Consider the following 25217-nt stretch of genomic DNA (forward strand, 5'->3'; position numbering starts at 1 on the left):
CACCCCCACCAGCAACAACAGGATGAAAAATCCTCAATGGACGCGCTCACTACCGCCATCGCCGACCGAATACCAGACTTCCGCGAACGCGGTCTCCAAGAATCCCGCGCCCCGCTAGTGCTTTACACCTCCGACGAAGCGCACCGCAGCGTAGTCAAGGCCGCCGCCCTGCTAGGAATCGGCCTGGACAACGTCCGCACAATCCCCACCGACGCCCATTTCCAACTGCGTGTCGACCTGCTAACCCGAGCGATCGCCGAAGACCGCGCCGCCGGAAAAGAACCGTTCTGCGCAGTAGCGACCGCAGGCACAGTCACCACCGGCTCGATAGACCCCATCGGCCCCATCGCAGACCTCTGCGAAAAAGAAAAACTCTGGCTACACGTAGACGGCGCATACGGCGCCCTTTTCGTCCTAGCCGATTCAACCCGCGACGCACTGCTCCCGCTGTCCCGGGCAGACTCCATCACCCTGGACCCGCACAAGCTGCTCTTCGCTCCGTTAGAGGCGGGAGCCCTGCTGGTCAAGGACATGGCGAAGCTGCGCAACGCCTTCGCCTTCTCCTCGTCGTCGTCCTACCTCACCGCAATCGACGACGCCCACCTGCTCGACTACATGGACCACGGCCCGCAACTTTCCCGCAGTTTCAAGGCTTTGAAAGTCTGGGCTGCCCTGCGCACCTTCGGCGTAGGCACCTTCCGCACAGTCACCGAACGCTGCCTGACCCTGGCCACCCACCTAGGCGCCCACATCGCCGCCGCCCCCGGGTTGGAGTTGATGAACCCAGTCACGCTCACCGCAGTCTGCGTCCGAATGCCCGGCCGCAACACCGAAGCACACGCAGAACTCCTCACCAGACTCCACGAAGAAGGCACCGCAATGCTGGGCCCAGCCAAGGTAAACGGGCAGGCCTGCGTCCGCGCCTGCGTCACCAACCACCGCACCACCGAGGCAGACATCGACCTACTGGCCAACCGCCTAACCGCTATAGCCCGCACCCTGCCCGAGCAGTGAGGGCCACCCTCACACCCCCTGATTCCCTCAGGGCCCCCCTCACGACCCTAAAACCGCAGCAGACACACCCAACGAGCGAGGCACCCACACCTCCCCCGCACCCCGATACGAAGCTCCCCTGCGGTTCGGGGGTGCTTGTCAAGGCATCTTTCCCGCCTTGACAAGCACCCCCGAACCGTCAGCACAATCAAACTTCGGGGTGCCCCACGCAACCAACGGGCGCAATGTCGCCGCCAGGCGACGAGCCGAATCACCCCACAAACACCAACGGCCCCCGCCTGCGGATCCAGCCCAACCCTCCGCAACACCACGTAACGCGCGTAACGCGCGTAACGCGCTGACGCGCTCAGACCCCTAAAGGCAAATAATGTTCAAAACACAAGGCGGCTCATGGCTGCTCGACGAAGCCGGCTGGCTCGAACTCGACGGCGCCGACGTGCTCGTCGACGGCTGAGTCGGCCCAGTCGGACCGGTCGTTTCCGGCCGCTCACTCGACGACGGACGCGCCGGAGCGGAATCAGCCGGGTGCTCGGCAGTGCTGTGCTCGCCGAACGGATTGACGTTCGCCTTGGTCGAAGGCGCGTCCCCCGCGCCGGCAGTGCCCTCTTCGGTCTCCTCGCCGGTGGGCGTCGGCGGGTTGGTCTCGTCGACGCCGCCCGCGCCGCCGGTGCGGTCCGGCATCTCGATCACGCGCATCTCGGTGATCCGGGCGGCCCCGTCGTTCGCCGTGGTCCCGTACGAGACGAGCATTGCCGCAGCCCCGCAGCCGACGATCACCGCGAGCATCACCGAAACCATGCGCCACCTGGACCGGGACGGCGGCGGGATCCGTCGTTCGTGTCCTTCGCGCACCAACAGCTCGGCGACCGAAACCTCGTCGTTCACCAGCGAGACCTTTCACCAGGAGTGGCCTATTCCTACCGGATGCGGCCACCGAACGGGTGACAAAGAGAGAAACCTTCTACCCAGAGTGCTCACTCTAGCTGGTGTGAATCACAGCGCATTCACAGCTGCGCTTAGCCAAAATCCCAGCATGCCCAGCCACTCTGGACGCATGTCGCTGCGCGAGCCGGACCCGGCGCCCCGCCCGGCACGCAGTGCTGCCGCCACCGGAACTCCCCGGAAGTGGCGCTCCTTGACGTGGCTGCGCGGACGGACGCCCGCCGTCCAGCCGGTCTCCGTCCCGATGGCCGGGAAGCCGGAACCGGGCAACCCGGGCACCGCCGCGGCAGCGGCCCCCACCAGAGCAGGCGGCACCCAGTTGGTCGAGATCATCGACGGGTCCTCGCGACCGACGGCGACGGCCGTGCTGACCAAGGACGACCCGGCCGCCAGCTCGCTCGAACTCGTCCAGCCCGTGCCGAGGCTCCCCTTCCTAGCCGCCGTCCCCGCGAGCTGGCGGCCGAAGCGCGCCTGGCTGAGCCTCGTCCCCAGCCCGCGGTCCACGCCGTTCACCTTCGGTTACCTCGTCCTTCTGCTCGGCACCTCGCTGCTCCTCCGCTTCGGCAGCTCGAAGCTCACCGACAAGCTCCTCGCGGTCTCCAGCACCGACGCGCACAACATGGCGCGCCACCCCCTCACCGCGCTCCTGACCAGCGCGTTCTGGATCGCCGACGGCGGCTGGCTGCCGTACGCGGTGATCTTCGCGATCGCTGTCGCCCCGTTCGAGCGGCGGTTCGGCGGGCTCCGGACGGCGCTGGTCTTCTTCAGCGGGCACGTGCTCGCCACGATCGCTACCGAACTGCCGGTCATGGCCTTGATCCACACCGACGTCCTGCCGCATTCCGCGGGCCGCTGGCTCGACATCGGGGTCAGCTACGGCTTCCTCACCACCGCCGGCGTGCTTGTCGCGCTGCTGCGCGGGAGGGCTCGGATCGCCGGGATCGTGGCCCTTGAGCTATTCGTTATCGGCGTCTACGTGACCGACGATCCGGCCAGTCTCGCCTCCGTCGTGACGGTCCTCGGACACGCCTGTGCGGCCCACTTCGGCCTGCTCGTGTGGGGTCCGCGACTGCGCAGCGTGCCCCGCATCGCCCGATAGCACCCACCTTCATCGTCCGGACGAGTGACGCAAGCAGCTCCCCGTGCGGATATACACAGGCTTCACTCGGTGGTGTAATCGACGGGCCATACGCCGACAAGGGGGATCGGAAGCACCATGGAGGCTGACGCCCTGGCCGGTGAACCGGGTGGAATCACCCGGCGCGCCCAGCTAGCGGGCCTGCGGCCGGACGCCGGCGCGGGGGTCCTGTTCTCCCTGCACGCCTCCGAACCGGCGACCCTCACCTGGCTGCCCGGCCTCGACGCGGTGCTCGGCCTCCCCGGCGCGACCGGCAAGGAGCTGTGCGACCGGCTCACCGAGCTGCTCCGCCCGCTCACCGCGAACCTCCGCCGCACCCCGCCCGGCCGCGATTTCGAACTCGAGCAGCCGCAGGACGGTCCCGACGGCACCGCGCGCCGCATCCGGCTGCGTGCGCGGACCGTCGGCGAACAGGACCACACGACCGGCCTGCTCGGCGTCGCTTCGGCGGTCGCGGAGACGGTGCCGGAGAAGTCCGACCTCGCGGAGCTGTCCGACCGGTACCAGCTGCTGATGGAGCAGAGCCCGGACGCGATCTGCGTGTACTCCGGCGGCGTCGTCACCTACGCCAACCAGGCGGCGCTCGACCTGTTCGCGGCACGGGCGGCGCACGAGGTCGTCAGCCGCGAGTTCGCGGACTTCGTGGCTGCCGAATCCGCGGACCTGCTGGAGGATCCCAGCGCGGAACCCCGCGAAGCGGTGCTGAAACGGTTGGACGGGAGCAAATTCGTGGCGGAAACCGTTTCGGTGCGCACCAGCGACTCGAACCCGCCGTCGTTCCAGGTGGTGATCCGCGACAGCACCGTCAAACACGCCGCCGCGGCCGCCGTCCGCGCGCAGGAAGCGCTGGTCACACACGTCAGCGACGCCGTCGTCACGATCACCGCCGAGGGCATCGTCACCGGCTGGAATCCGGCCGCCGAGACCGTCTACGGCTGGCCCGCCTCGGAAGCGCTCGGCAGGCGGGTGCACGAGGTGCTCGGCATCGACCCGTCCCCGGCCTCGATCCGCGACGGCGACGCCGAGCAAACGCACCGCTGCCGGGACGGCTCGCCGCGGCAGGTCCGGGTGTCCGCGACCGAGACCGTCGACGGCTTCCTCCTGGTCTGCACGGACGAAACCGCACGTCGCCGCGTCGAACAGCACTACGCGACGGTCGTCGCCGCGCTCGACGAGGGCGTGCTGGTGATCGACCCGACCGGGCTGATCCAGTCGGCGAACCCGGCCGCCTGCCGCATCCTCGGCGTCCCCGAAGCGGACCTGCTCGGCGTACCGTGCACGACGCTCGTGCTGTTCGACGAGGACGGCAACCGGATCCCCGACGACGAGCTGCCGTCCATGCACACGCGCCGCACCGGGATCACGCACAACGGCCTGGTCGTGCGTCTGCGCCGCCCCGACGGTCGCGACGTGTGGGTGTCGCTGACCTCGCGGTTGCTCGATTCGGACGACCCGAAGGGCGTCTCGGTGGTCACGTCCTTCACCGACATCACCGAACGGCGCGCGATCAGCGCCCGGCTGGCCCACGAGGCGACCCACGACCCGCTCACCCGGCTCGCCAACCGCACCCTGGTGCTGGACCGGCTCGACCGCCGCGACGGCAGCGAGGCGGCCGCCGTGCTGTTCCTCGACCTGGACAAGTTCAAGCTGATCAACGATTCCCTCGGCCACCCGGTCGGCGACCAGGTTCTGCGCATCGCGGGCGAACGGCTGCGCCGGGCCACCGGTCCCGACGACGTCGTCGGCAGGCTGGGCGGCGACGAGTTCGTGGTCGTCACGTCCGCGACGACCGGTCCCGCGCAGGTCGGCGTGTTCGCCGCACACCTGCGTTCGGTGCTGGCGGAACCGGTTTCGGTGCACGGCAGGCAGTTGCACCTGGACGCGAGCATGGGCATCGTGCTCGTGGAACCGGACGACCGCCGCAGCGCGGAGGATCTGCTGCGCGACGCGGATGTCGCGATGTACCAAGCGAAATCCCGCGGCCGCGGCCGGTTCGAATTCTTCGACGTCGCCCTGCGGAGACGCATGCAGCGGCGGTTGCGAATGGAGCAGGACCTCCGCGACGCTGTCCACAGTGGACAGCTATGGCCCGCTTACCAGCCGGTGGTCGACCTGCGCACCGGCGAAATGGTCGGCGTCGAGGCCCTGCTGCGCTGGACCCACCCGAAACACGGCGCGATCTCGCCCGCGGAATTCATCCCGCTGGCCGAGGAAAGCGAACTGATCAACGTGCTGGGCAAGTACGTCCTGCGCGACACCACGCGCGAACTGGCCGCGCTGCGCACCGGCCGGGGCCTCGACTTGAGTCTGAAGGTCAACCTCTCGGTCCGGCAGCTGGACGACCCGCACCTGGTGCCCGCGGTCCGCGATGCCCTTGCCACCACCGGCTTGCCGCCCGGATCGTTGACGCTGGAAGTCACCGAAAGCGCCCTCATGCGCGATACGTCGGCGGCCGCGGAAGTGTTGTCCGCCTTGCGTTCTCTGGGCGTTCTGCTGGCGATCGACGACTTCGGCACTGGCTATTCGTCGCTGGCCCAGCTCCGTCGGCTGACACTGGACACGCTCAAGATCGACCGCTCGTTCATCACCGGAATCGCCGATTCCCGCGACGCGGCCGCGATCGTCACGAGCATCATCGCGATGGCGCACGCGGTGGATCTGACGGTGGTGGCGGAAGGCGTCGAGACGGCGGAAGAGCTGGCGCTGCTGCGGGAGCTCGGCTGTGACCAGGCCCAGGGTTACCACCTGGGCCGGCCGTTGGCTGCCGCGGAGTTGTTTCAGTAAGTCTCGAGCAGCGCCGCTAGCTCGTCCTCGGTGAGGAAGACGTCGAGGTCCTCCAGGGTCTTGCCGAGATCGACCGGTTCTATCGTGCGCGTCTCGACCGTGCCGTCGGGGTGGCTTTCCTGGTACTCGCGGCCGAGGAGCCTGCGGAACCGTCCCGGTTCGAGCCGCATCACCACGACCCGCCCGGTGAACGGGGACTTCGGGTGCGTGGACGTGTAGTGGTGGAACACCTGGTAGTCGAGCGGTCGGCTGTGCACCAGCGGAAGCAGCTCGTGCAGGTCTTCCCACCCGTCGCCGTCCTGCTTCTGGAGCACCCACCAGCCGTCGCGGAGAGTCATCCGATGCGTCCACCCGGCTTGGTCCACTTCGGCCCCGTCGATCAACGGCATCGGCACCAGGATCCCGGCGCCGAACCCGACGTCCACGAGAAACTGTTGCCCCTCAACGGTAATCACGAGCGTCATGTGCGTGTACGGCCCGCTCTTCCGCGGCTGCACCCGCGCGACCGTGCGCTGCACCTGGTAACCCAACTGCTCGGCGACGGCCGCGAACAACCCGGCCTGCTCGTAGCAGTACCCGCCCCGGCGACGTCCGACGAGCTTCTCGCTGACGACGTCCAGCTCGATCCCGCGATGGCGGCCGATCACCACGTCGACGTTCTCGAACGGGATCGCCTCGACGTGCGCCCGCGCCAACCGCCCCAGCGCCGCTACGGACGGTTCCTCCCGCCGCTGTCCGATGCGCGCGAGGTAAGCGTCGACGTCTGCTGCCTCGATGTTCCATTCCCCAGTCATGCGACCAGTGTGCAACCTCCAGCTAGCTCTAGGTCAATAGTCACCCAGGGTCACAACGGTTGTGACTGGCACCACTCTCTGGTGTGATGTACCCCCGATGCCTACCAGTCAGTAGCACACGTCCGAGTGAGTGCTGGCCTTTCTCGAAGGGAGCCCGATGAAGACCCCTCGACCACTGGCCCGGGCCAGTGCGGTGACGGCACTGGCCACCGCCGCCGCATTGCTGCCCGCGACCGCGTGGGCAGCGGCCCCGACCTGGGCCCCGGCGGACACCGCCGCCGTGCACCCTGGGGTGCAGACGCACACCAACGGGGCGCAATGCACCTCGAACTTCGTGTACAGCAACGGAACGGATGTCTTCCTCGGACAGGCCGCGCACTGCTCCGGCACCGGCGGCTCGACCGAAACGAACGGCTGCTCCGCCGGTTCGCTCCCGCTCGGCACCCCCGTCGAGATCGCCGGGGCGAGCAAGCCGGGAACGCTCGTCTACAACTCGTGGCTGACCATGCAGTCCCGCCACGAGGCGGACGCGAACACGTGCCAGTACAACGACCTCGCGCTCGTGAAGGTCGACCCCGCGGACGTGTCGAAGGTGAACCCAAGCCTGCCGTTCTGGGGCGGACCGACCGGCGTGAACACCACCGGCACGAAGCAACTCGCCACCGTGCTCAGCTACGGAAATTCGGAACTACGCGGCGGAATCACCCAGCTGTCCCCCAAACAGGGCACCAGCCTGGGCGACACAGGCGGCGGCTGGAGCCACACGGTATTCACCGTGACCCCCGGCATCCCCGGCGACTCCGGCAGCGGCTTCCTCGACCGCGACGGCAACGCACTCGGGGTGCTGAGCACGCTGAACCTGCTGCCCCAGCCGGGGACGAACGGTGTTGGCGATCTGTCGCGCGAGCTGGAGTATGCGAGCGCGCACGGTGGGCTTGGGACTGTGCAGCTTGTCCCGGGGACGACTAAGTTCCGGGGGCCGTTGATCTAGGGCTCGATTTTGCGGTTGGTGGCGTGCCCGGCACGATTCAGTTCGTGCCGGGCACGCATCACGTTCTGTGGCTTAGCGAGTGTCTACAACAGGCTGTGGCCGGACAAAACCCGAGCTGGGCACGACGAGACTCCGCGCCACAGCCCGGCAGACCGGCTACGACAAGCCGAGGCCCAGCAAGCCCATGCCAGCACTCCAGGCTCGCGGCACGCACCGCATGCGAGACGCCACAGCCCAGCGACAAGCCGGGCAGTAGGCAAGCTCGCGTCAGAGACGATCCGGTTCCGCGCCGTTGCCTGGATCAATCTCCCACCGCGACCGCGTACAGGTACCACGTCGAGTGGGGCAGCCACTGTTCATCCCACCGCCAGTCGTCGTCCTTTCCGGTGACCACGTAGCCGCGGTCCCAGGCGATCCCGCTGCCGTCCTCGTTCAAGCCGGTGATGCCGTTGACGATTCCGCCCGCCGTGGGCAGGAACTGCCACGACCCGAGCCAGCTGTACTGCGGGTTGGCGTGGCCGCTGCCGTCAAGCATGCACACGCCGTACGGGTTGCTGCCGCAGATCCAGTTCAGCTGATCAGCCGCGTACGACCGCAGGCGTGCCGCGAACTCGCCGGGAAACCGTGGCGCGGCAAGGCGAGCGGCGGTCGCCAGGGAAGCGATCCGCGCGTTCTCCCCCTGCCACCACTGGTCCTTCGCTCGCGGAGTGACGTTGTGCGGGAAGAAAAATGAGCTATACCTCTTACCCTCCCCATCTTGCACAAGATTCCGCGCATACCCAAACGGGTTAGGCACCTCGGCGGTCACCGCAAGCTCGAACTCCAGCGAGCGCCGCACCACCTTGAGCACGTCAGAAACCGTTGCCGCGTCGGCGATCTCGGTGTACGCGAGCAGGCTGATCACGGGCAGGCCGGCGTCCGAGGGATGGAAATATGGCCGGTCGCCGTCGTCCGCGCGCCAGTAGTCTCGGTAGGACTTCCAGGACACCAAGCGCTGCAACAGGTTGTGCGCCCGGCGATCCGCTGCTTCGCGGTAGACTGGCTTCTTAGTCACCTGGTACAACTCGACCGCCGCCAGCAACGCACCGTAGTCGTCCTGGATGTTTTCCTTGCCGTCATTGGTCATCTCGACGTTGTGCTGCTCCAGGTATTCGAACGCGGCTTCCGCCGTCGCCAAGTACTCCGTGTGCGAGTAGTCGCCCGAAGCATCCAGCGTGGTCGCCGCGGCCAGCGCTGCGATCGCGACCCCGCCGCCTTCGCGGTAATTCACCTGGACGGGGTCGCCGTCGCTGTTCGCCAGGACGTACCGCAGCTTCGGATCCTTCGGCGGTCCCGGCTGGATGACCGAGGTGACGAAGGTGCCGCCGTCGAGTTTGACCCGGTGCAGGTAGTCGGCGCCGAACAGCGCTTCGTCGGCCAGCCAGGTCCGCAGTTGGGTGAAGTTGGTGTCGCCGCGCGCGGTGAGCCGCTGGTACGCCTTGGCCAGGACCCATGCGGTGAGCGGGATCTGGAGAGTATTGAAGTAGCTGCGGTCCGACAGCTGCGTGAAATGCTTGCCGAAGTCGCCGGTCGCGTCGTACCAGGCGCCGTGCGCGTCCATGACCTGCGTGCCTTTGGGGCCGATCGGCGCTTGCCGGTCCTGGCGATCGAACCGGTCCGAGCTGCGGGTGCCCTTGAAGTAGTGCACGACGTGGGAGAGCGTGTGGCGCTCGAGCACCAGCTGGTCGATGCGAAACGGCTGCGACCGCCCGTCCGCGGCGAGCAGGACGTACTCGCCTTCGGTCTTGAGAGCGGAGAAGTCCGCGGTCCAGTAATGCCGGTCGTCCCATCCCGAGACCTGAGCCGCCGGTCGCGGGCTGCCGGTGAAGACGGCCTTTCCGGTGGCGAGGTCCGCGACGGTGAACTTCGGGATCGCCCGGGGCGACTCAGCGGCGAGTACCGCCCGCTTGGGCGCGCCGGGCACGTAACCGACGTTGTTCGCGTAAACCGTCACCCCGGACCGTGCCTCGACGGCCTCGGCTCCGAACGGTGCCATCACCCCGACCCCCACCGCCGCCGATCCGGCCAGAAAACCTCGACGTCCCACATCTCCCGGCATCCTCGACCTCCAGTGGTCCAGACCTTTTGAGATGTCCTCGAGGCTAGGGAGGGCTCCGAAGGTTTGGCAAGACTGCTTCCGAAGGGAAGACCGAGACGACGAAAAAGCCCCCATCCGCTGGGATGGGGGCTGAAATTCGCTGTGGCCAGGGCCGGGGTCGAACCGGCGACCTTCCGCTTTTCAGGCGGACGCTCGTACCAACTGAGCTACCTGGCCGGGAACGCCGGCTAGGAGCCGAACGATCTTGCGACCCTGACGGGACTCGAACCCGCGACCTTCGCCGTGACAGGGCGACGCGCTAACCAACTGCGCCACAGGGCCTTACTGGTACTGCGTACTCCCAACGGGATTCGAACCCGCGTTGCCGCCTTGAAAGGGCGGAGTCCTAGGCCACTGAACGATGGGAGCCCGATCGGTTTCGGTGGACCGACCGACCGCGCTCTCAGGTGTTCCCCTGGGAGCGATTACAAGCATAGGGCACGTTCCAAGGGCTTTGCACGGGGGGTTCATTAAGCGATTGGCGAGCCTCCGACCTGCGGTAACGCCAGCGCCTACGCCCCACCCGGGCCGCTTCCCGCCGATCGGCGGCTTCGAAGCCGAGTCGGACGATCGGTGTGTGCCACGCCACTCTACGCCGGAGACGAGCGCGCACGCCGAGAGTCCAGGCCGCCGAAACCCACACAGCTCCGGCCGTCCAGCCGCTCAGCGCTGCACGGGCGCCTGACCGTCGTCACCCGGACTCAGCCCGAGCATCTCCAGCAACTGCGCGCAGTCCTCGACGTCGAGCGCACCGGCCGCGACGGCCAGGCGGGCTCGGTGGACCTGGTCGTCGGAGACCCGTTGCCCTTCCGACGACCCGCGCTGCGCCGGCACGCCGCCGGACAGTGACGTGCTTCCCCCGTCGGCACCTTCGTACCGAAGGAGGAACTGACGAACTTCGACCGATCCGCTCATGGCCCCTCCGTGCGGTTCGCAACAACTGGCCGCGAGGCTAACCAGCGGCGAGCAGCCCCGGCAGCCCCCCGGAGAGTGAACCTGTGAACACTCTCCGAAGCTTCCCTGGTAACGCATTCCAAGATCGCGCAGAACGATTTCTCCCGGCTTCCCCTCGCCGATCCCCGGAACTCGTGCAACAATCGGTGTTGCTGACACACCCCCGGTCAGCGCCTGTGGAGATCCCCTCCGACCCCCGCGTTCCTCCCCCTGGCGCGGGGGTCTCTCCATTTCCGCACATTGGCACCGACCTGCGGATCTACTCTCCGTACCCCTGATCAACAGACAGTCGCGAAATGTGTTTACCGACTGGGCTGAACAGGTGATCGAATTAGGCTTGCCGGGCACGGAAATGCGTGTGTCGTGGCTCACAGTGGTTTCTTTGCCGAGACCCAACCGTTATCGTGACCGCGTGCCTCTTCCCTCCCTCGGCCGCCTCAGCAGCCGCACGAATCTCAAAGCCGTCTCGAGCGGGCGGCATCGCAATGCCGCCAAAGCCGCCGGCGACGAAGTCGTCGAGGACAAGGAGCTCACCAGCTACCTCGCCGCGCTCGCCCCGGACTCCGACCCGGAGAGCACCGGGACCGGCAGCCGCTTCGGCGACGCGCAGGTCTACCAGCTGCGGATGAACCTCATCGCCAGCCAGCAGCTCAAGGACATCGCCGTCGCCAGGAACCTGACCCCGCAGGCCCTGGCGCAGGAATGGATCCTGGAGCGCCTCTCGTGGGAGGGCCAGGCCGCCTCCGCCCAGGAGCGCCGCCACTCCGACGCGATGACCGACGAATTCCACTTCCCGGCGGAGACGTTCGAGCAGCCCCTCGTCGGGCGCTGATCCCCGCCCCCTGAACGAAAACCCCCGGCTTCCCCCGACGGCCGGGGGTTTTCCCTTTCCAGGGGTCGCCGGAGGGCCGGAGTCCCGGTGAGCGGGACGCTCCCGGATTCCGCCGCCGACGACGCGGTCTTGGCCGCGAAACGGACGGCGCGGCGGATAGCTCACGACAAGGGCGACAGCCGAACCCACTGCCGTCGAGCGGCCGCACGATCGCCCGCCAAGAGCGGTACAGCGGGGCTCGCGAGAAGCCAATCCGCCAACTCCAGCGACCGACCCGGCCGCCAGCAACCGGCCACAGGGGGCAAGCGTCACCCGATCGGGTCGGATCACGCGCGCCCACTCGCAGTGGGGCAACCATCCGATCCGGCGTCGCCCGTACGTGCCGGGAGCCTCGCCGAAACCCGCCCTCGACCGGCGACCCCCGAACCCGAGCACCCGGCAGCCGCCGCCCCAACTCCCGCCAGGATCAACCGCGGTAACCGTCGCTCCAAACATTCCCCACAACGGAAGCCGCAATGAAAAAAGGCCCCGACGGGAAATCCCGTCGGGGCCCTTCTTTCAGGCCTGAGAAAACGCGCGGGCCTGACTCAGATCGCACGGACCTTCTGGGCCTGCGGGCCCTTCTGCCCCTGGCCGACCTCGAACTCCACTCGCTGGTTCTCCTCGAGGGTGCGGAAGCCGCGTCCCTCGATCTCCGAGTAGTGCACGAAAACGTCGCCTTCGCCGCCGTCCTGCGCGATGAAGCCGAAGCCCTTCTCCGCGTTGAACCACTTCACAGTGCCTTGCGCCACCGCTGTACTCCTCGTAACAGATCCGCTTCGAATGCCACCAAAGCGGCACCCAGGCCGTCCCGGGCGGTTCCAACGAGACGAGCGAAGAGCTTTACGGCCCCACGGCTCGCGTCAGAAGTTCCGCGAGTGTGAAGCCACGAACACGCAAAACGACGGCCTGGTCAGCAGCCTACCGGGATCTCACCAAATCTGAACCCCGTTGATCGCAAGGATCGGTTCCGACGTGCGCGCGTCACCGGAACGTCGTATCGCTGCCTACGCACCGAAGTCGGACCCGCGGCTACGCTGATCCAGTACACCCAGCGCACTTCGGGGATGCACAGTGCGCGGTCGTTCGAGCCGCTTCCGTGATGGTCACTCGGTGCAGTGTGATGCTGGTCACCCCGTTTCCGGTGAACGTGAAGGTGTCTCGGGACGTCTGGGTGTTCGGGGTACCAAGGGGAGATTGGGGATCGGTGTGACAATCCGACACTTCGCACGCCGCCGGGCCGGCGTCGCGGTGCTGGGCTTGGTCGCCGCGCTCACGCTCGGGGCGTGCAGCGGCGGCGGGTCGAGCGTGAACGCGGGCGGGACCGCGGGCGGCGGGCCTACCGAGGCGCCGGCCACTCCGGTGAAACCGGCGGCCGTCGCGCTCACGCCGGCGTCCGGGGCGGGCAACGTCGCGCCGGGCGAACCGGCGAAGGTGACCGTCGCGAACGGCACCATCGGGAGCGTCACGCTCACGAACGCCGACGGCAAACAGGTGCAGGGACAGCAGTCCCCGGACAAGAAGAGCTGGAGCAGCACCGAAGACCTCGGCTACGGCAAGACCTATACCTGGTCCGGGCAGGCCACCGGCGAGGACGGCAAGCAGGTCCCGATCAACGGTTCGTTCACCACGGTCAAACCGCGCCGCCAGATGCAGGGCAGCCTGAACGTCGGCGACGGGCAGACCTACGGCATCGCGATGCCGATCGCGCTCACGTTCCCGAGCGCGGTCAAGGACAAGGCCGCCGTCGAGCGCGCGCTGTCGGTGGAGACCACGCCGAAGACCGAGGGCGCGTGGGCGTGGCTCAACGGCGACACTTCGGTGCACTGGCGGCCGAAGGAGTACTTCAAGCCGAACACGAAGGTCGTCGTCTCGGCCAACATCTACGGCGTTTCGATGGGCGACGGCGTCTACGGCAAGCAGGACGTCTCGGCGAGCTTCACCATCGGCCGCTCGCAGATCGTCAAGGGCAACACCCAGGAACACACCATGCAGGTCATCCGCGACGGCCAGCAGGTCATGGACTTCCCGGTGAGCTACGGCCTCGACTCCGACCCGGGCCGCGTCACGCACAGCGGCACGCACGTGGTCATGTCGAAGCACTCGACGTACTCGATGAGCAACCCGCGCTACAACTACACCGACGTGAACGTGCCGTGGGCGGTCCGGATCTCCAACAACGGCGAGTTCATCCACGGTCTCGCCGGATCGATCTGGGCGCAGGGCAAGAAGAACATCTCGCACGGCTGCCTCAACCTGTCGCCGGCGAACGCGAAGATCTACTACGACAGCGTCCTTCCCGGCGACCCGGTGGAGATCTCCGGCAGCACCCAGCAGCTGGGCGCGAAGGACGGCGACTACAGCGATTGGACCTACGACTGGGCGTCGTGGACCAAGCTGTCGGCGCTGGCCGCCTGACCGCGAACCGAACCAGCGTCAACCGGACGGCCGGGAGCTCTCGAACGCTCCCGGCCGTTCGGCTGTCCCGGCCGGAAAAAAGAAAAAACCCGATGCAACCCCGGCGACCGCCGACCGCATGACTAGAGCAGAGAAGCGCCACCCGGCGCTCGCCTGAACCAGGAGGAAACTCGTGCGTGTTCGCTTCGCTCTCGCCATCGGTTCGCTGCTGCTCGCCGGAGGCGCACTGACCGGCGGCGCGGTCGCTTTCGCCGCGGACGGCCCGCCGTCGGTGCAGCCGGCCCCGGCGCAGACCGCCCCGGCCGAGCGACCCACCGCGGCGCCGGCCCCGGCCCCCGCGGACCGTCAGACCACCGCCGCGCCGAAGGTCGCCGCGCCGGGTCAGCCCGCGAAGTCCAAGCGCGTCCCGACCGCGGTGCCCGCGGGCCCGACCGGCGACCTGCACCTGCCCTCGGTCTGGGGCTGATCGCCCGGTGCCCTCCCGCTCCCGTCCGGCGTCCGGGCAGAGCTCGCCGTGGGACGGCGAGTTCGCCCGGTACTTCGGCGAGCGCGCGCACAGCCTGCGGTCCACCGCCTACCTCCTTTGCGGGGACTGGCACCGGGCCGAAGATCTCGCACAGGCGGCGCTGCTCAAGCTGTACCTCGCCTGGCCGCGGCTGGCCCGGCACGACGCGCTCGACGCCTACGCGCGCAAAATCGTGCTGCGCACTTTCCTCGCGGAAAACCGCCGCAGCCGCTGGAAACGGGAGCGGCTCACCGACGCACCACCCGACGTCCCGGCTCCTGCCGCCGAGACTGAGCACGACCAGCTGATCCAGCAGGCACTCGCCGCGTTGGCCCCGCGCCAGCGCGCGGTGCTGGTGCTGCGGTACTTCGAGGACCTGTCCGTCGAGGAGACCGCCGCGGCGCTCGGCTGCCGGACCGGCACAGTGAAAAGCCAGGCCGCGCGCGGTCTGGCTACCCTGCGGACCCGGCTGGGCCCGCATTTCGAGGCACTGCCCGTCCCTGGAGGGAGGTGAACGAGATGGTCTCCGATGATGCCGACGATGTGCGCGCGCTGTTCGCACGGACGCCGGACGGCCCGCCCCTGCAGGTCGACGCCGCGGACGTGATCGTGCGCGGTGCTGCCGTCCGCCGCAAGCGCAAGCGCTGGGCGGTCGCGGGCAGCTCCGCCGCGACGGTCGCGGTGCTCGTGGTGGCCGGTCTCGCGGTGGGCAGCCGCGGGACCGAACAGCCGCCGGTGATGCCTGCCGGGCCGGGACTGGCCACCGTCTCGCCCGCCCCGTCCAGTCCGGTCGCGCCGAAGAAGGTCCCGTCGGGTCCGGCCCAGGTGCCGACGCCCGGTCCAGAGGTGAGCCCTGGCTCGCCGGACCGGCAACCGCCGGTGGAGCCGTCCGGTCCGCGGGCGGGCACGTCGCGGGCGCCCGCACCGCCGCGGGCGTATCCGACCACGACCGACCGGGTACCCGCGTCCATGCGTTCACCTGCGGGAAGCACCTCGTTACCCAGCTCAACCTCCGGCTGAAACGCTTTCGCGGCAAGAGTGGCCGACGTCACCAGATCAAGTGGGTTTTCGACGAAATATCCCGGGCTTTCGGGGCGATGTTCTCAGTGGCGGCCGGAGCGGCCGTCGAACCAGTCGCTCAGCCGGCACAGGATTGGCCGGCCCGAGAACCTGAGGAGGAAGCACCATGGTGCTCGTTGCACTGATGATCGAAACCGTTGTTGCCGTCGTGGTCGCCGGTGGCCTGGCAGCTTGGGCCCGCAAGCGCTTCGCTCCGCAGGCGGTCGAGGCGACGCAGAACAGCTGACTTGGACGCGAAAACCGCCCTCTGTCCGCAATGGACGGAGGGCGGTTTTCGTTTCGCTTACTTGCTGGCGCCGGCGAGCTTGCCGCCGTGGTCCGCCGTGTCGATCTCCTCGATCGGCACGCGTGCCGTCTCCGGGATCTTGATGATCGGGACCAGCGCGATGAGCGCGGCGATGATCAAGTAGTACGCCGGCCAGTCCGCGTTGCCGGTGCTGCCGATCAACGCCGTGACGATCACGCCGCAGGTGCCGCCGAACAGCGACGTCGAGATGTTGTAGCCGATCGCGAACGAGCCGTACCGCACGCGCGTCGGGAACATCGCCGGGAACGTCGAGCCGATGACCGCCAGCATCAGCGCCAGCAGGATCGCCACGACCAGGAAGCCGACGATCAGCCACAGCAGGCTGCCGCTCTGCATCAGCTTGATGCTGGGCCAGCTCAGCACGATGAACCCGATGGCCGCGGTGAGCAGCAAGGGTTTCCGGCCGATCCGGTCGGACAGCGCGCCCAGCGGGATCAGCAGCGCGAACTGCACGATTTCCACCCCGATGATGATCAGGCTGGACTCGGTGTCGCCGATCTTCAAGGTGTCGGTGAAATACGTCGGCATCGTCGTGAGCAGCATGTAGTCGGCGATGTTCAGCAGCAGCACGATCCCGATCAGGTTCAGGATCATCCGCCAGTTGCGCTGGATGGTCTCCTTGAGCGGAGCCTTCTCCGACTTCTCGCCCGCCGCCTCGAGCCTGCGGAACTCAGGCGTGTCCTCGAGCTTCGACCGCAGGTACAGACCGATCGCACCGATCGGAAGCGCGATGAAGAACGGAATCCGCCAGCCCCACGAGTCGAACTGCTCGGTCGACAGCGACAGGTAAGTGATCAGCACGACCGAGTTGCCGAGCACGTAACCGGCGAGCGTGCCCATCTCCAGGAACGAACCGAAGAAACCGCGCCGTTTCGTCGGCGCGTATTCCGCGATGAACGTCGCCGCGCCGCCGTACTCGCCGCCGGTGGAGAAGCCCTGAATGAGGCGCAGCAGCAGGATCGCGATCGGCGCCGCGATGCCCATGCTGTAGCCGCCTGAGTACGTCGGCAGCACGCCGACCAGGAAGGTGCAGCCGGACATCAGCAGAATGGTGAGCGCGAGAACCTTCTGCCTGCCGAGCTTGTCCCCCAATGGGCCGAAGAACGCTCCGCCGAACGGTCGTACGATGAAGCCGACGGCCAGCAGGGCAAGCGATTTCAGCACCGCGTTGCCCTCGCCGGGGAAGAACAGTGTCCCGATACTCGTCGCGATCGCGCCCGAGGTGAATACGCCGTAGTCGTACCACTCGGTCGCATTACCCATCGCGGACGCGATCACCGCGCGTTTGACTGTTCTCTGATCGACCTCGGGTTTCCCCGTCTTTGGCTCACTCATCCCGGCGGTGACCTCCTCCTGCACACGTCCCGGTCCATCCGTTGGAGCACATTTCCCCAGTCTTGACCTGTTGAACCAAGCTGGCAGGGTGAGTCGCGAAATTTCTACCGTGCGGAATTTTCCGACTACCCTGCGCTTAGGAAATGCGCCCGCGCCGGTCAGGGCGGGTGCCGACGGGTCCTTCCGCCGGGTTAACGTCGTCCCATGAGTCCTGTTTCCGGCCCGTGGCCGCCGGTGCCGGTGGAGCCGCCGGAGATCCACCCGAAGGCCCCCGCCCCCGGCACCGAACTAGGCGCCCACTTCGCCGAATGCTTCGGCTGCGGCGACGAGGTAGACGACGGCCTGCACCTCCGCTCAGCCATCGGCGAGGGCTACACGGTGCACTCGAAGTTCACCGTGACGTCGGCCCATCAAGGCGCCCCCGGACTCGCCCACGGCGGCCTGCTGGCCTGCGCCTTCGACGAGGCACTCGGCTCGACTGTCGGCAACCTGCTGCACCGCCCCGCGGTAACGGGAAAACTGGAGACGGACTTCCGCCGCCCAGTACCGGTCGGTTCGACGCTGTACATCAAGGCCCGGCTGGACGGAGTCGCAGGCCGCAAGATCTACGTCAGCGCAGACGGCCACCTGGACGCCACGGACGGCCCCATCGCGGTGAACGCCCGAGCAGTCTTCATCGCAGTAGGCTTCGAGCACTTCAGCACCCACGGCGACCCGCAGGCGTTGGAGAAGCTAGCCGAGCAGCACCGACGCAACAAACGCGAGTGGGACATCAACCCCTGATCCAGCTGCTTTGCGCCCCTCCCGCGGTTCGTGAGGGCCACCCTCATTGACTCTGATTCCGTCAGGGTTCCCCTCACGACCAGCCGCCGCCCGCCCGGGATGCCGCCCCAATGCGGCATTGGGTGCATCCCACGCACCGAACGCCACATTGGGTGCATCCAACGCACCCAATGCCACATTGGGGCGCTAACCCCCGCCCAAACCGCAGCCGATGCACCCAACCATCGAGGCACTCAACCCCAAACCGCAGCCGATGCACCCGACGAGCGAGGCACCCAGCCCTCCCCCAACCCCGATACGAAGCTCCCCTGCACAATCAACCTTCGGGGTGCCCCACGCAACCACGGCGTGCGCAATGTCGCCGCCAGGCGACGAGCCGAAACTCAGGTAAGCGTCCGAGGCCGAATAGCATTAGCCCGATCCACCAACGCAATCCGATCACCAGCGTCATCCGTCAACCGAGCCAACGACCGATAACACCGCTCCAGCCCGAACCGGACGTCCCGCTCCTCCAGCTCACACCCGAGCACCTTCGCAGCAGTAACCGGCTTAGCCTGCCCAGGCACCTTCAGCCAGTCATAAGCCGCCTCAAGCACCTCAGCACTAAGCCGCGTATGCCGCTCAGCATCAAGATTCAGCCGCTGCAACCGCCCAGAAGCGTCCACAAGATCGCCCTCGGTCACAGTCGGATGCTCCCCGGTACCCACACCTTGCGCCCGAGTCTTGATCTTGATAGCCGCGACCTGCGCATCCACATAATGCGTCGAAGTAGCCGGAACCCCTTCCAGCACCTCCACCGCACTCTCCCGCGCCCCCTGCGCCAAATACACCCGCGCAAGCCCGAACGCAGCACTCACATAAGTCCGGTCCGTCCGCCAAACCAGCTCATAGAACCGAGCAGCACCGAAGTAATCCCCCACGCCCTCAGCACTAACCGCCAGCGCCAGCTTCGGCGCGATCTCCCCCGGCAGGTCGTCGTAAACGGCGTCAAACGCCACATGCGCGACCCGCGGCCGACCACCGGCCAGCTCGATCAACCCGCGGTACCAGTCAATCCGCCAGTCATGCGGGAACCCGTGCCGGATCGCCAAATACTGCGCGGCCTGCAACTGCCGCTGCGCCTCCACGAACTCGCCCAGCTCGATCCGGGCACGCACAATCCGCAGCCGCACCTCGATCGACTCGCGCGGCGCGGTAGCCAGCGCCTCGATCGCCTCGTGCGGATCAAGCGCGGTCGTCGTAGCCAGCACACCAGCAGCCGGGTCATCCGTGTCGACCTGCGGAATCGGCAGCCCGGCAACGACCTCGGCCGCGTCCGGCAACGGCACCCGCTCGCCCTGCTCGGGCACCACGAGATGGACACCGAACGTCCGGCTCTCCGGCCCGAACACCGTCGACGCGGCGGGCCGCGGCTGACCGGTGCCGAGCGCCATGATCTCGCGCAGAACCCCGGTCAGCTGGTCGGCCATGTCGTCAGCAGCGATGAACCGGCGGTCCGGATCGGCATGCGTGGCCCGCTTCAGGAACCGGTAGTACGACCCGAAAAGCGCGAACAACGGCACCGCGTCCGGTCCGGGCAGCGTGTTCTTGAACTCGCGGGTGTAGCCGGCGAACTCGAAGCTCAGCACGGCGAGCGTCCGGCCGACCGTGTACAGGTCCGAGGACACCGACGCGCCCTGTGACGCCAGCTCGGGCGCGCTGTAGCCGGTGGTGAAGAACAGCGGGCTCTCGTAGTCGTCGATCCGCCGCACCGCGCCGAGGTCGATCAGCTTGAGCTGCTCGCGGGTCTGGATGACGTTGTCCGGCTTGAGGTCGCAGTACAGCAGGCCCTGGCCGTGCAGGTAGCCGAGCGCGGGCAGGATTTCCAGGCCGTACGCGATGACCTGGCCGATCGGCAGCGGCTCCGGCCGGTTGCTTTCCCGGTGGTGCTGCAGCGCGAGCTGGCGCAGCGACTGGCCGCCGACGTACTCCATGACGATGTAACCGACGGTGTTGCCGGTCTGCGCGTCCGGATGCTGCACGAAGTTGTGGATCTTGACGATGTTCGGGTGCTCGACCTCGGCGAGGAACCGCTGCTCGTTCGCCGCGGCGGCCATCGCGGTGGAGTCGCCGGTGTCGATCAGGCCCTTCAGCACGACCCAGCGGTCGGACACGTTGTGGTCCTTGGCCAGGTAGATCCAGCCGAGACCGCCGTAGGCGAGCGCGCCGAGCACCTCGTACTGGCCGCCGACGACCTCGTGCGCCTTCAGCTTCGCGATGAACGAGAACGGCGTGCCGCACTTCTCGCAGGTGCCCTCGGGCTCGCCCGGCTGACCGTCCTTGCCGCGGCCGACCTTCGCGCTGCAGTTGCCGCAGAACCGCTTGTCCTCGGCCACGACCGGGTTGGCCAGCACCGCGGTCGACGGATCGCGATACGGCACCGGAGGCACGTCGATGAGCCCCGCGCCGAGCCGTCCGCGCCGGGAGCGGCGGGTGCCGCGCGAGCCGGTGCGCCGGGAGGTGCCGGGGAACGAACCCGTGCCTGTGCCGGTACCGGTGCCTTGCGAGCCCTGCGAACCGTGGGTGCCGGTGCCGTGGCCTTCGCTGCCGCCCGACGGCAGGACGCTGTCCGTGCCGTGGTCGGGCAGCGGGCCGCCGTCGGCGGGAGCAACCCGCGGGGTCGGCGGCATGATGCTCTGGGTGTGCGGCGTCGGGCTGGCGAGCACGCTGGTCGGCATCGGCGCGGCCGGGTCAACGGGGGCGACCGGCTGGTTCGACTGCGGCAGGATCGCCGGCGCGAGGTCGCCCGGCGGACGCGTGGGGGCGTCGCCGCCGTCAGCCGGGGGCTTGCCCTGCGCCGCGGCGCCCATCGGGATCGGGCCGGAGTTCGGTCCGGTGGCGCGGTTCTCCGGCGGACGCGACGGGCGGTTCCCCTGCGCTTGCTGCGGATGGTTCGGCGGGGCCGGTCGCTGTCCGGTGCGCGATTGCGGCGGATAGGGCTGCCCCTGCGACGGCGGCGCGGGCTGTCCCGGGTACGGCTGGCCTTGCGACGGCGGCTGCCCCTGCGGACGGCCCTGCGGCGGCATCGGCTGGCCCCCGCGCGGAGCCGGACGGCCCTGCGTCCGCGGCTGCTGCCCGGCCTGCCCCGGCTGCGCCTGACCCGGCTGAGCGGGCTGGCCCGCCGGCGCGACCTGTCCCGGCTGGCCCGGCTGACCGCCCCGCTGAGCCGACTGAGCCTGCTGCCCGCCCTGCGGACGCTGCACCGGTGCGTTGATCAACGTCTCCGCGTCCGGATCGGCCTGAGGGTTCAGCCGCCCGGACACCGACGGTTCCGGGGTGTCCCAGCGCACGGGCGGCGGCGGGGTCCACGAAGCGTCGGCCGCCTCGCCCCGCCCGGACGGCTGGTCCGCGGCCTTCGCCTCGTCGCCGTCCCCCTCCGGTGCTGCGTGCCGAGGACGGCGCGCCTCCTCCGACACAACTACCTCCCGAGCTCCCCGCGGCAAACCTGCCGCTCAAAAAGTACAACTCACGCAGCGCGACTGGCCAGGTCACCCGTACTGCGGGGACGGCGGGTTCGCCGGCCCCAGCCGGGCGCCGACCCAGTTCTGGTAACTGCTCGCCCAAGTGCCGTCGCCGCGGATCTTGTCCAGCACCGCGTTCACGAAGCGGACCAGGTCCTCCTCGTCCTTCGGGACCCCGACGCCGTAATTCTCCTGTGTCATCGGATCGCCCGCGACCTTCACCGTCGGGTCCTGCGCGGCCATGCCCGCCAGGATCGTGTCGTCGGTGGACACCGCGTCGACCTGGCCCTGCTGCAGCATCACGAGGCAATCCGACCAGTTCGGCACCGACACCGCGACCGGTTTGGCCGGGTCGGTGGCGATCTTCGCGAGCGAGGTCGACTTCGCCGCCGCGCACACGCGTTTCCCGGCGAGGTCGGTCAGCGACTGCGCGTTGGACGACTTCGGCACCAGGATCTTCTGCCCGGCCACGTAGTACACCGACGAGAACTGCACCTGCTTCCGACGCGCGCAGGTGATGCTGTAGGTCCGGACCACCACATCGACCTGGTGTTCCTTGAGCACGTTCTCGCGCTGCGACGACGTGATCGCCCGGTACTGCACGTGACCCTCGGAACTGCCGAAAATCACCTTGGCGATCTCGTTGACCAGGTCGATGTCGAAGCCCTCGAGCTTGCCGGTCTTCGGATTCCGGAAGCCGAACAGATAGGTCGTCTGGTCGACGCCCGCGATGAGCTTCCCGCGTTGTTTGATCTTCTGCAGGCTCGGCCCGGAGGTGTCCAGACCATTCGGCGCGAGGCTGGCGAGCGGGTTGCAGCTGGTGTCGGAATCGCCGCCGGCCGCGGCGTCCGGGCCGCCGACGCCCGCCGGGGCGGGCCAGGCCGCGTCAGTGACCGGCGCGGCCTCCATCGGCTGGACCGCCGTCCCGCAGGCGGCGGCGAGAACCGCGACCACCGCGAGCACGGCAGTCCGGACGAAGTGCCGCGACCGGATCACCGGTACTCCCTCAGTCTCTCTCGCACGCCGACTGTGATGCCGCCCGCCGCGAGCACCGCCAGCACCCCGACGCCCGCCGCGAGCGCGGTGAGCGCGTTGTCGCCGGATCTGGTGCTGTCGAGGAATTCCTGCCGGCAGACGTCGATCGCGGCCTGGAGGTTTGTGTCGAGCCGCGCGAACGCGGCGGCGGCGCTGTTCGGGCTCACGCTCGTCGCGAAGTCGACGGCTTCCTGGTACTGCCCGCCGTCGTCGAGGCGGCGGACCTGAAGGTGGGCCAGCGACCATTCGCGCGCGGCCTGTTCCGCCGCTTCGATCTTCTGCTCGCCTGCGGTGCCGGAGGCGAGGCCGCGCGCGTCGCCGAGCAGGCCGCCCTTGCCGTCTGCACCGACGAGCTTCTCGGCCAGCTTGATGAACTGCTGCTCGTACGCGCCGCCGTCGCCGCGCGCGACCAGCGTCAGGGTTTCGTCCGCGCGGGCCTGCAGCGCGTAGATCCGGGCGCGAACCAGGATGTCGACCTGCGACGTGCCGTCGGTGCGCCCGGTCGCGACGAGACTGCCCTGCACGACGAGCGCGACCGCGCCCCACAGCAGCGACAGCACGATGCAGCCGGTGGCGACGAGCAACCCGATGTTCAGCACCCGGTTCGTCCGCCGGGTCAGGTAGATCTGTGCGGCCACGAGCGCCGCGAGGAGAACGACGACCAGCGCGACCGCCACCCACGGCACGTCGCTGCTGCTGTCCTGCTCGCCGGTGAGCTTCTGCGTGTGCGCCTTGTAGAGCTCGTCCGCGGCGGGCAGGATCGTCGTGCGCATCAGCTGCGAGGCCTCGCGCAGATACGAAGCGCCGGACGGGAAACCCTGCCGGTTGTTCGCGCGCGCGGTCTCGACGATCCCGGTGTAGACCGGGACCTTCTGGTTCAGGATGTCCACCTGGTGGGCGGCGGTGCCGACGTCAGTGGTGTCGGACGCCGCGCGGGCGAGCGCGGATCCCGCTTCGGCGATGTCCTGCTCGTACCGCTTCCGCAGCGCGGGCGGTTCGGTGCCGACGGAAAGAAAAGCGCTGGCCGCGGTCGCGTCCGCGTCCGACAGCGAGCGGAACACCTGCTGCGCGGCCGCCGCGAGAGGTTCGCGGTGGTCGATCAGGCCGTTGATGGTGTTGTCCTTGTCCTTCACCGACAACACGCCCACGAGCCCGGCCACCAGCGAAAGCAGCACCAGCGCGACCGCGATCAGCGAAAGCTTGCCGGGCGTGGTGGTCGTGGATCTGACGACCGCGCGCACCGCCTGCCCGGGCAGGTCCAGCAGCCCGGCGATTCCGCTGCGGCCCCGAAATTTCTCCGGTGGGGGCTCGGCAGTCGTTTCCGGCCGCGTCGCAGTGCTGCTCATCCCCGATCCTCCCCGTGTGCCACTCGCAGAAGGTAGCCGGTCGGGCGAGGCGCAGCGAACGACACCCGGAAGGTGTCACCTGCACGTGATCTCAGCCAGCGCACTGACCGCGGCTTCGGCCTTTCTCGACGGTTCCGCTCGTAGCGGTACTGCGTAGCAACCCCTGGGTTGCCGCTTCGGCCATTGCCGCGCGTACGTCGACGCACCACGGGCCGTCGGCGCGCAGTTCGACGTACGCTCCTTCGCCGTTCTTTAGTTCCAGTTCGCGTTCTCCGTCTACCGCGATAACGCCGCCACCTGCGGCAAGGTCCACGCGTACGCCCGGACGCAGCACTCCCCAGCCACGTACGCCGACTGGACGCACCACGCCGGGCGCGATCGCGGCGTGCACCACGTACGCGGAACTGTCGACCGGGCCAAGCTGCAGCGCCACACCGTCCGCACTGGAACGAGAGCTCGGACACAGCTGTCCGGCGATGCTCGACAGGCCAATGCCGTCCGGCTCGGCGAAGGTGCAGTACAGCTCAGTGAGCGCGGTCGGATCCCAGAGCGCCTTCGCGCCGACGTGTTTGTTCATCGAGACCGCGACATCCACGAGCGCGATCTCGCGACGGTTCTTGGTGACGACCTCGAGCATGCTGACGCGCTGGGTGACGAGGTCGGCGTCGACCTGGCCGCTCGCGACCATCCCGGCGGCGAGCCCGGCCACAGTGGCCTCGCCGGCCTGCGGAAACGCGTTGTTGGTGCCAGTCGGCAGCGCGAGCAGCGGGACGTCACCGCACGCCTTCGCGGCGACCCGAGCGGTGCCGTCACCGCCGAGGCACACAATCACGCCCGCTCCGGCCTCGACCATCCGGCGCACTGCGTTGATGGTGTCCTGCGCGGTGCCGGTGAGGGTGTCCTCGTCGCAGAACTCCACGCGGGGCAGCGGCTCGCGGCCGAGGTCGCGCAGCACGGCGGCGGAGATACCGCTGAGGTCAGTGGACAGCAGGGCACGCTCGACGCCGGTCACCGCGAATGCCGACAGCAGCCGGCGCACCAGGTTGGCCTTCTCCTCGACCGGGACGGCCGACGCCTGCGTGACGAGTCTTCGGATGTCCTGACCGGACGCCGGGTTCGCCACGATCCCCGCAACGACTACCCCCATCGAGCACCCCTCAGTCCACTGCCGCCAGGGGACCAGCACACGCGTCCGGTCACGCGGAGGAAAGGGTTGCACGGACGTTGCATCGGCCGTGCCTCCACGCCGGCCAGAGCCTACCCTGGGTTCCCGCGCGGCTACC

20 protein-coding genes and 3 tRNA genes are annotated in these 25217 nt (G+C 68.5%); 10 read left to right on the top strand and 13 right to left on the bottom strand.

The window, feature by feature from the left end:
• The coding region (locus EIZ45_RS24285; protein WP_240692033.1) for a pyridoxal-dependent decarboxylase at nt 1-1014 on the top strand (1014 nt) is incomplete at its 5' end.
• A 354-nt stretch (nt 1015-1368) separates the two neighbouring features.
• Here EIZ45_RS24285 and EIZ45_RS24290 read toward each other — a convergent pair.
• The gene (locus EIZ45_RS24290) at nt 1369-1899 is read right to left on the bottom strand and encodes a hypothetical protein (RefSeq protein WP_134663766.1); all 531 of its coding nucleotides are present in this window, start codon (nt 1897-1899) and stop codon (nt 1369-1371) included.
• Between the two features lie 148 nt (nt 1900-2047).
• Between EIZ45_RS24290 and EIZ45_RS24295 the strand changes: the two genes are divergently transcribed.
• Both EIZ45_RS24295 and EIZ45_RS24300 read left to right on the top strand, forming a co-directional pair.
• On the top strand, nt 2048-3055 hold the full coding sequence (locus tag EIZ45_RS24295) for a rhomboid-like protein (protein ID WP_240690681.1): 1008 nt from the start codon (nt 2048-2050) through the stop codon (nt 3053-3055).
• Nucleotides 3056-3172: 117 nt separating this feature from the next.
• Nucleotides 3173-5878 (top strand): bifunctional diguanylate cyclase/phosphodiesterase, encoded by a 2706-nt coding sequence (locus EIZ45_RS24300; RefSeq protein WP_134663768.1) that lies wholly within the window; start codon nt 3173-3175, stop codon nt 5876-5878.
• On the opposite strand, the gene EIZ45_RS24305 is transcribed toward EIZ45_RS24300, so the two are convergent.
• Nucleotides 5872-6672, bottom strand: coding sequence for an arylamine N-acetyltransferase (locus EIZ45_RS24305; protein WP_134663769.1), 801 nt, complete (start codon nt 6670-6672; stop codon nt 5872-5874). The genes EIZ45_RS24300 and EIZ45_RS24305 overlap by 7 nt on opposite strands.
• A 157-nt stretch (nt 6673-6829) precedes the next feature.
• Between EIZ45_RS24305 and EIZ45_RS24310 the strand changes: the two genes are divergently transcribed.
• Entirely contained in the window at nt 6830-7663 is an 834-nt protein-coding gene (locus EIZ45_RS24310) for a hypothetical protein (RefSeq protein ID WP_037807464.1), read from the top strand.
• A gap of 301 nt (nt 7664-7964) precedes the next feature.
• Here EIZ45_RS24310 and EIZ45_RS24315 read toward each other — a convergent pair whose 3' ends face one another.
• The 5 genes from EIZ45_RS24315 to EIZ45_RS24335 form a co-directional block, all read right to left on the bottom strand.
• On the bottom strand, nt 7965-9698 hold the full coding sequence (locus EIZ45_RS24315) for a glycoside hydrolase family 9 protein (RefSeq protein WP_240690682.1): 1734 nt from the start codon (nt 9696-9698) through the stop codon (nt 7965-7967).
• Nucleotides 9699-9903: 205 nt separating this feature from the next.
• Nucleotides 9904-9977, bottom strand: a tRNA-Phe gene (locus EIZ45_RS24320).
• Between the two features lie 31 nt (nt 9978-10008).
• Nucleotides 10009-10082, bottom strand: a tRNA-Asp gene (locus EIZ45_RS24325).
• 14 nt (nt 10083-10096) lie between these two features.
• A tRNA-Glu gene (locus EIZ45_RS24330) sits at nt 10097-10169 on the bottom strand.
• Between the two features lie 294 nt (nt 10170-10463).
• On the bottom strand, nt 10464-10715 hold the full coding sequence (locus EIZ45_RS24335) for a hypothetical protein (RefSeq protein WP_134663771.1): 252 nt from the start codon (nt 10713-10715) through the stop codon (nt 10464-10466).
• A gap of 451 nt (nt 10716-11166) precedes the next feature.
• Between EIZ45_RS24335 and EIZ45_RS24340 the strand changes: the two genes are divergently transcribed.
• On the top strand, nt 11167-11586 hold the full coding sequence (locus EIZ45_RS24340) for a hypothetical protein (protein ID WP_037807455.1): 420 nt from the start codon (nt 11167-11169) through the stop codon (nt 11584-11586).
• A 587-nt stretch (nt 11587-12173) separates the two neighbouring features.
• On the opposite strand, the gene EIZ45_RS24345 is transcribed toward EIZ45_RS24340, so the two are convergent.
• Entirely contained in the window at nt 12174-12377 is a 204-nt protein-coding gene (locus EIZ45_RS24345; RefSeq protein ID WP_003097368.1) for a cold-shock protein, read from the bottom strand.
• Between the two features lie 457 nt (nt 12378-12834).
• Between EIZ45_RS24345 and EIZ45_RS24350 the strand changes: the two genes are divergently transcribed.
• The 4 genes from EIZ45_RS24350 (at nt 12835) to EIZ45_RS24365 (ending at nt 15568) form a co-directional block, all read left to right on the top strand.
• Nucleotides 12835-14043: an Ig-like domain-containing protein gene (locus EIZ45_RS24350; protein ID WP_134663772.1), complete on the top strand. Its 1209-nt coding sequence runs from the start codon at nt 12835-12837 to the stop codon at nt 14041-14043.
• A gap of 172 nt (nt 14044-14215) precedes the next feature.
• Nucleotides 14216-14509, top strand: a complete 294-nt coding sequence (locus EIZ45_RS24355) for a hypothetical protein (RefSeq protein ID WP_037807446.1) — start codon at nt 14216-14218, stop codon at nt 14507-14509.
• Nucleotides 14510-14516: 7 nt separating this feature from the next.
• A complete protein-coding gene (locus tag EIZ45_RS24360) occupies nt 14517-15062 on the top strand; it encodes a SigE family RNA polymerase sigma factor (protein WP_037807444.1) in 546 nt (181 codons plus the stop codon).
• A gap of 5 nt (nt 15063-15067) precedes the next feature.
• Nucleotides 15068-15568 (top strand): hypothetical protein, encoded by a 501-nt coding sequence (locus EIZ45_RS24365; RefSeq protein ID WP_134663773.1) that lies wholly within the window; start codon nt 15068-15070, stop codon nt 15566-15568.
• 343 nt (nt 15569-15911) lie between these two features.
• Here EIZ45_RS24365 and EIZ45_RS24370 read toward each other — a convergent pair whose 3' ends face one another.
• The gene (locus tag EIZ45_RS24370; RefSeq protein WP_134663774.1) at nt 15912-17270 is read right to left on the bottom strand and encodes an MFS transporter; all 1359 of its coding nucleotides are present in this window, start codon (nt 17268-17270) and stop codon (nt 15912-15914) included.
• A gap of 204 nt (nt 17271-17474) precedes the next feature.
• On the opposite strand from EIZ45_RS24370, the gene EIZ45_RS24375 reads away from it, so the two are divergent.
• On the top strand, nt 17475-18053 hold the full coding sequence (locus EIZ45_RS24375) for a PaaI family thioesterase (RefSeq protein WP_167756544.1): 579 nt from the start codon (nt 17475-17477) through the stop codon (nt 18051-18053).
• Nucleotides 18054-18436: 383 nt separating this feature from the next.
• Here the strand turns inward: EIZ45_RS24375 and EIZ45_RS24380 are convergent, their stop codons facing one another.
• The 4 genes from EIZ45_RS24380 to EIZ45_RS24395 form a co-directional block, all read right to left on the bottom strand.
• Nucleotides 18437-20902: a tetratricopeptide repeat protein gene (locus EIZ45_RS24380; protein ID WP_134664129.1), complete on the bottom strand. Its 2466-nt coding sequence runs from the start codon at nt 20900-20902 to the stop codon at nt 18437-18439.
• A 678-nt stretch (nt 20903-21580) separates the two neighbouring features.
• Nucleotides 21581-22516, bottom strand: a complete 936-nt coding sequence (locus EIZ45_RS24385; protein WP_134664131.1) for a glutamate ABC transporter substrate-binding protein — start codon at nt 22514-22516, stop codon at nt 21581-21583.
• A 29-nt stretch (nt 22517-22545) separates the two neighbouring features.
• Entirely contained in the window at nt 22546-23934 is a 1389-nt protein-coding gene (locus EIZ45_RS24390) for a hypothetical protein (RefSeq protein WP_037807438.1), read from the bottom strand.
• Between the two features lie 91 nt (nt 23935-24025).
• Nucleotides 24026-25081 carry an ATP-NAD kinase family protein gene (locus EIZ45_RS24395; protein WP_134663775.1) on the bottom strand — a complete coding sequence of 352 codons (1056 nt, stop codon included), beginning with the start codon at nt 25079-25081 and terminating at the stop codon, nt 24026-24028.
• Between the last annotated feature and the right edge of the window lie 136 nt (nt 25082-25217).

The organism is Amycolatopsis sp. CFH S0740, assembly GCF_004522315.1.
Classification (GTDB): Bacteria; Actinomycetota; Actinomycetes; order Mycobacteriales; family Pseudonocardiaceae; genus Amycolatopsis; species Amycolatopsis nivea.

Bases quoted from the DNA above. Each gene is read 5' to 3' on its own strand.
- EIZ45_RS24365 (WP_134663773.1), top strand. From the start codon at position 15,068: ATGGTCTCCGATGATGCCGACGATGTGCGCGCGCTGTTCGCACGGACG.
- EIZ45_RS24380 (WP_134664129.1), bottom strand. From the start codon at position 20,902: ATGGGCGCCGCGGCGCAGGGCAAGCCCCCGGCTGACGGCGGCGACGCC.
- EIZ45_RS24310 (WP_037807464.1), top strand. From the start codon at position 6,830: ATGAAGACCCCTCGACCACTGGCCCGGGCCAGTGCGGTGACGGCACTG.
- EIZ45_RS24315 (WP_240690682.1), bottom strand. From the start codon at position 9,698: ATGGCACCGTTCGGAGCCGAGGCCGTCGAGGCACGGTCCGGGGTGACG.
- EIZ45_RS24395 (WP_134663775.1), bottom strand. From the start codon at position 25,081: ATGGGGGTAGTCGTTGCGGGGATCGTGGCGAACCCGGCGTCCGGTCAG.
- EIZ45_RS24370 (WP_134663774.1), bottom strand. From the start codon at position 17,270: ATGAGTGAGCCAAAGACGGGGAAACCCGAGGTCGATCAGAGAACAGTC.
- EIZ45_RS24300 (WP_134663768.1), top strand. From the start codon at position 3,173: ATGGAGGCTGACGCCCTGGCCGGTGAACCGGGTGGAATCACCCGGCGC.
- EIZ45_RS24295 (WP_240690681.1), top strand. From the start codon at position 2,048: ATGCCCAGCCACTCTGGACGCATGTCGCTGCGCGAGCCGGACCCGGCG.
- EIZ45_RS24335 (WP_134663771.1), bottom strand. From the start codon at position 10,715: ATGAGCGGATCGGTCGAAGTTCGTCAGTTCCTCCTTCGGTACGAAGGT.
- EIZ45_RS24305 (WP_134663769.1), bottom strand. From the start codon at position 6,672: ATGACTGGGGAATGGAACATCGAGGCAGCAGACGTCGACGCTTACCTC.
- EIZ45_RS24390 (WP_037807438.1), bottom strand. From the start codon at position 23,934: ATGAGCAGCACTGCGACGCGGCCGGAAACGACTGCCGAGCCCCCACCG.
- EIZ45_RS24375 (WP_167756544.1), top strand. From the start codon at position 17,475: ATGAGTCCTGTTTCCGGCCCGTGGCCGCCGGTGCCGGTGGAGCCGCCG.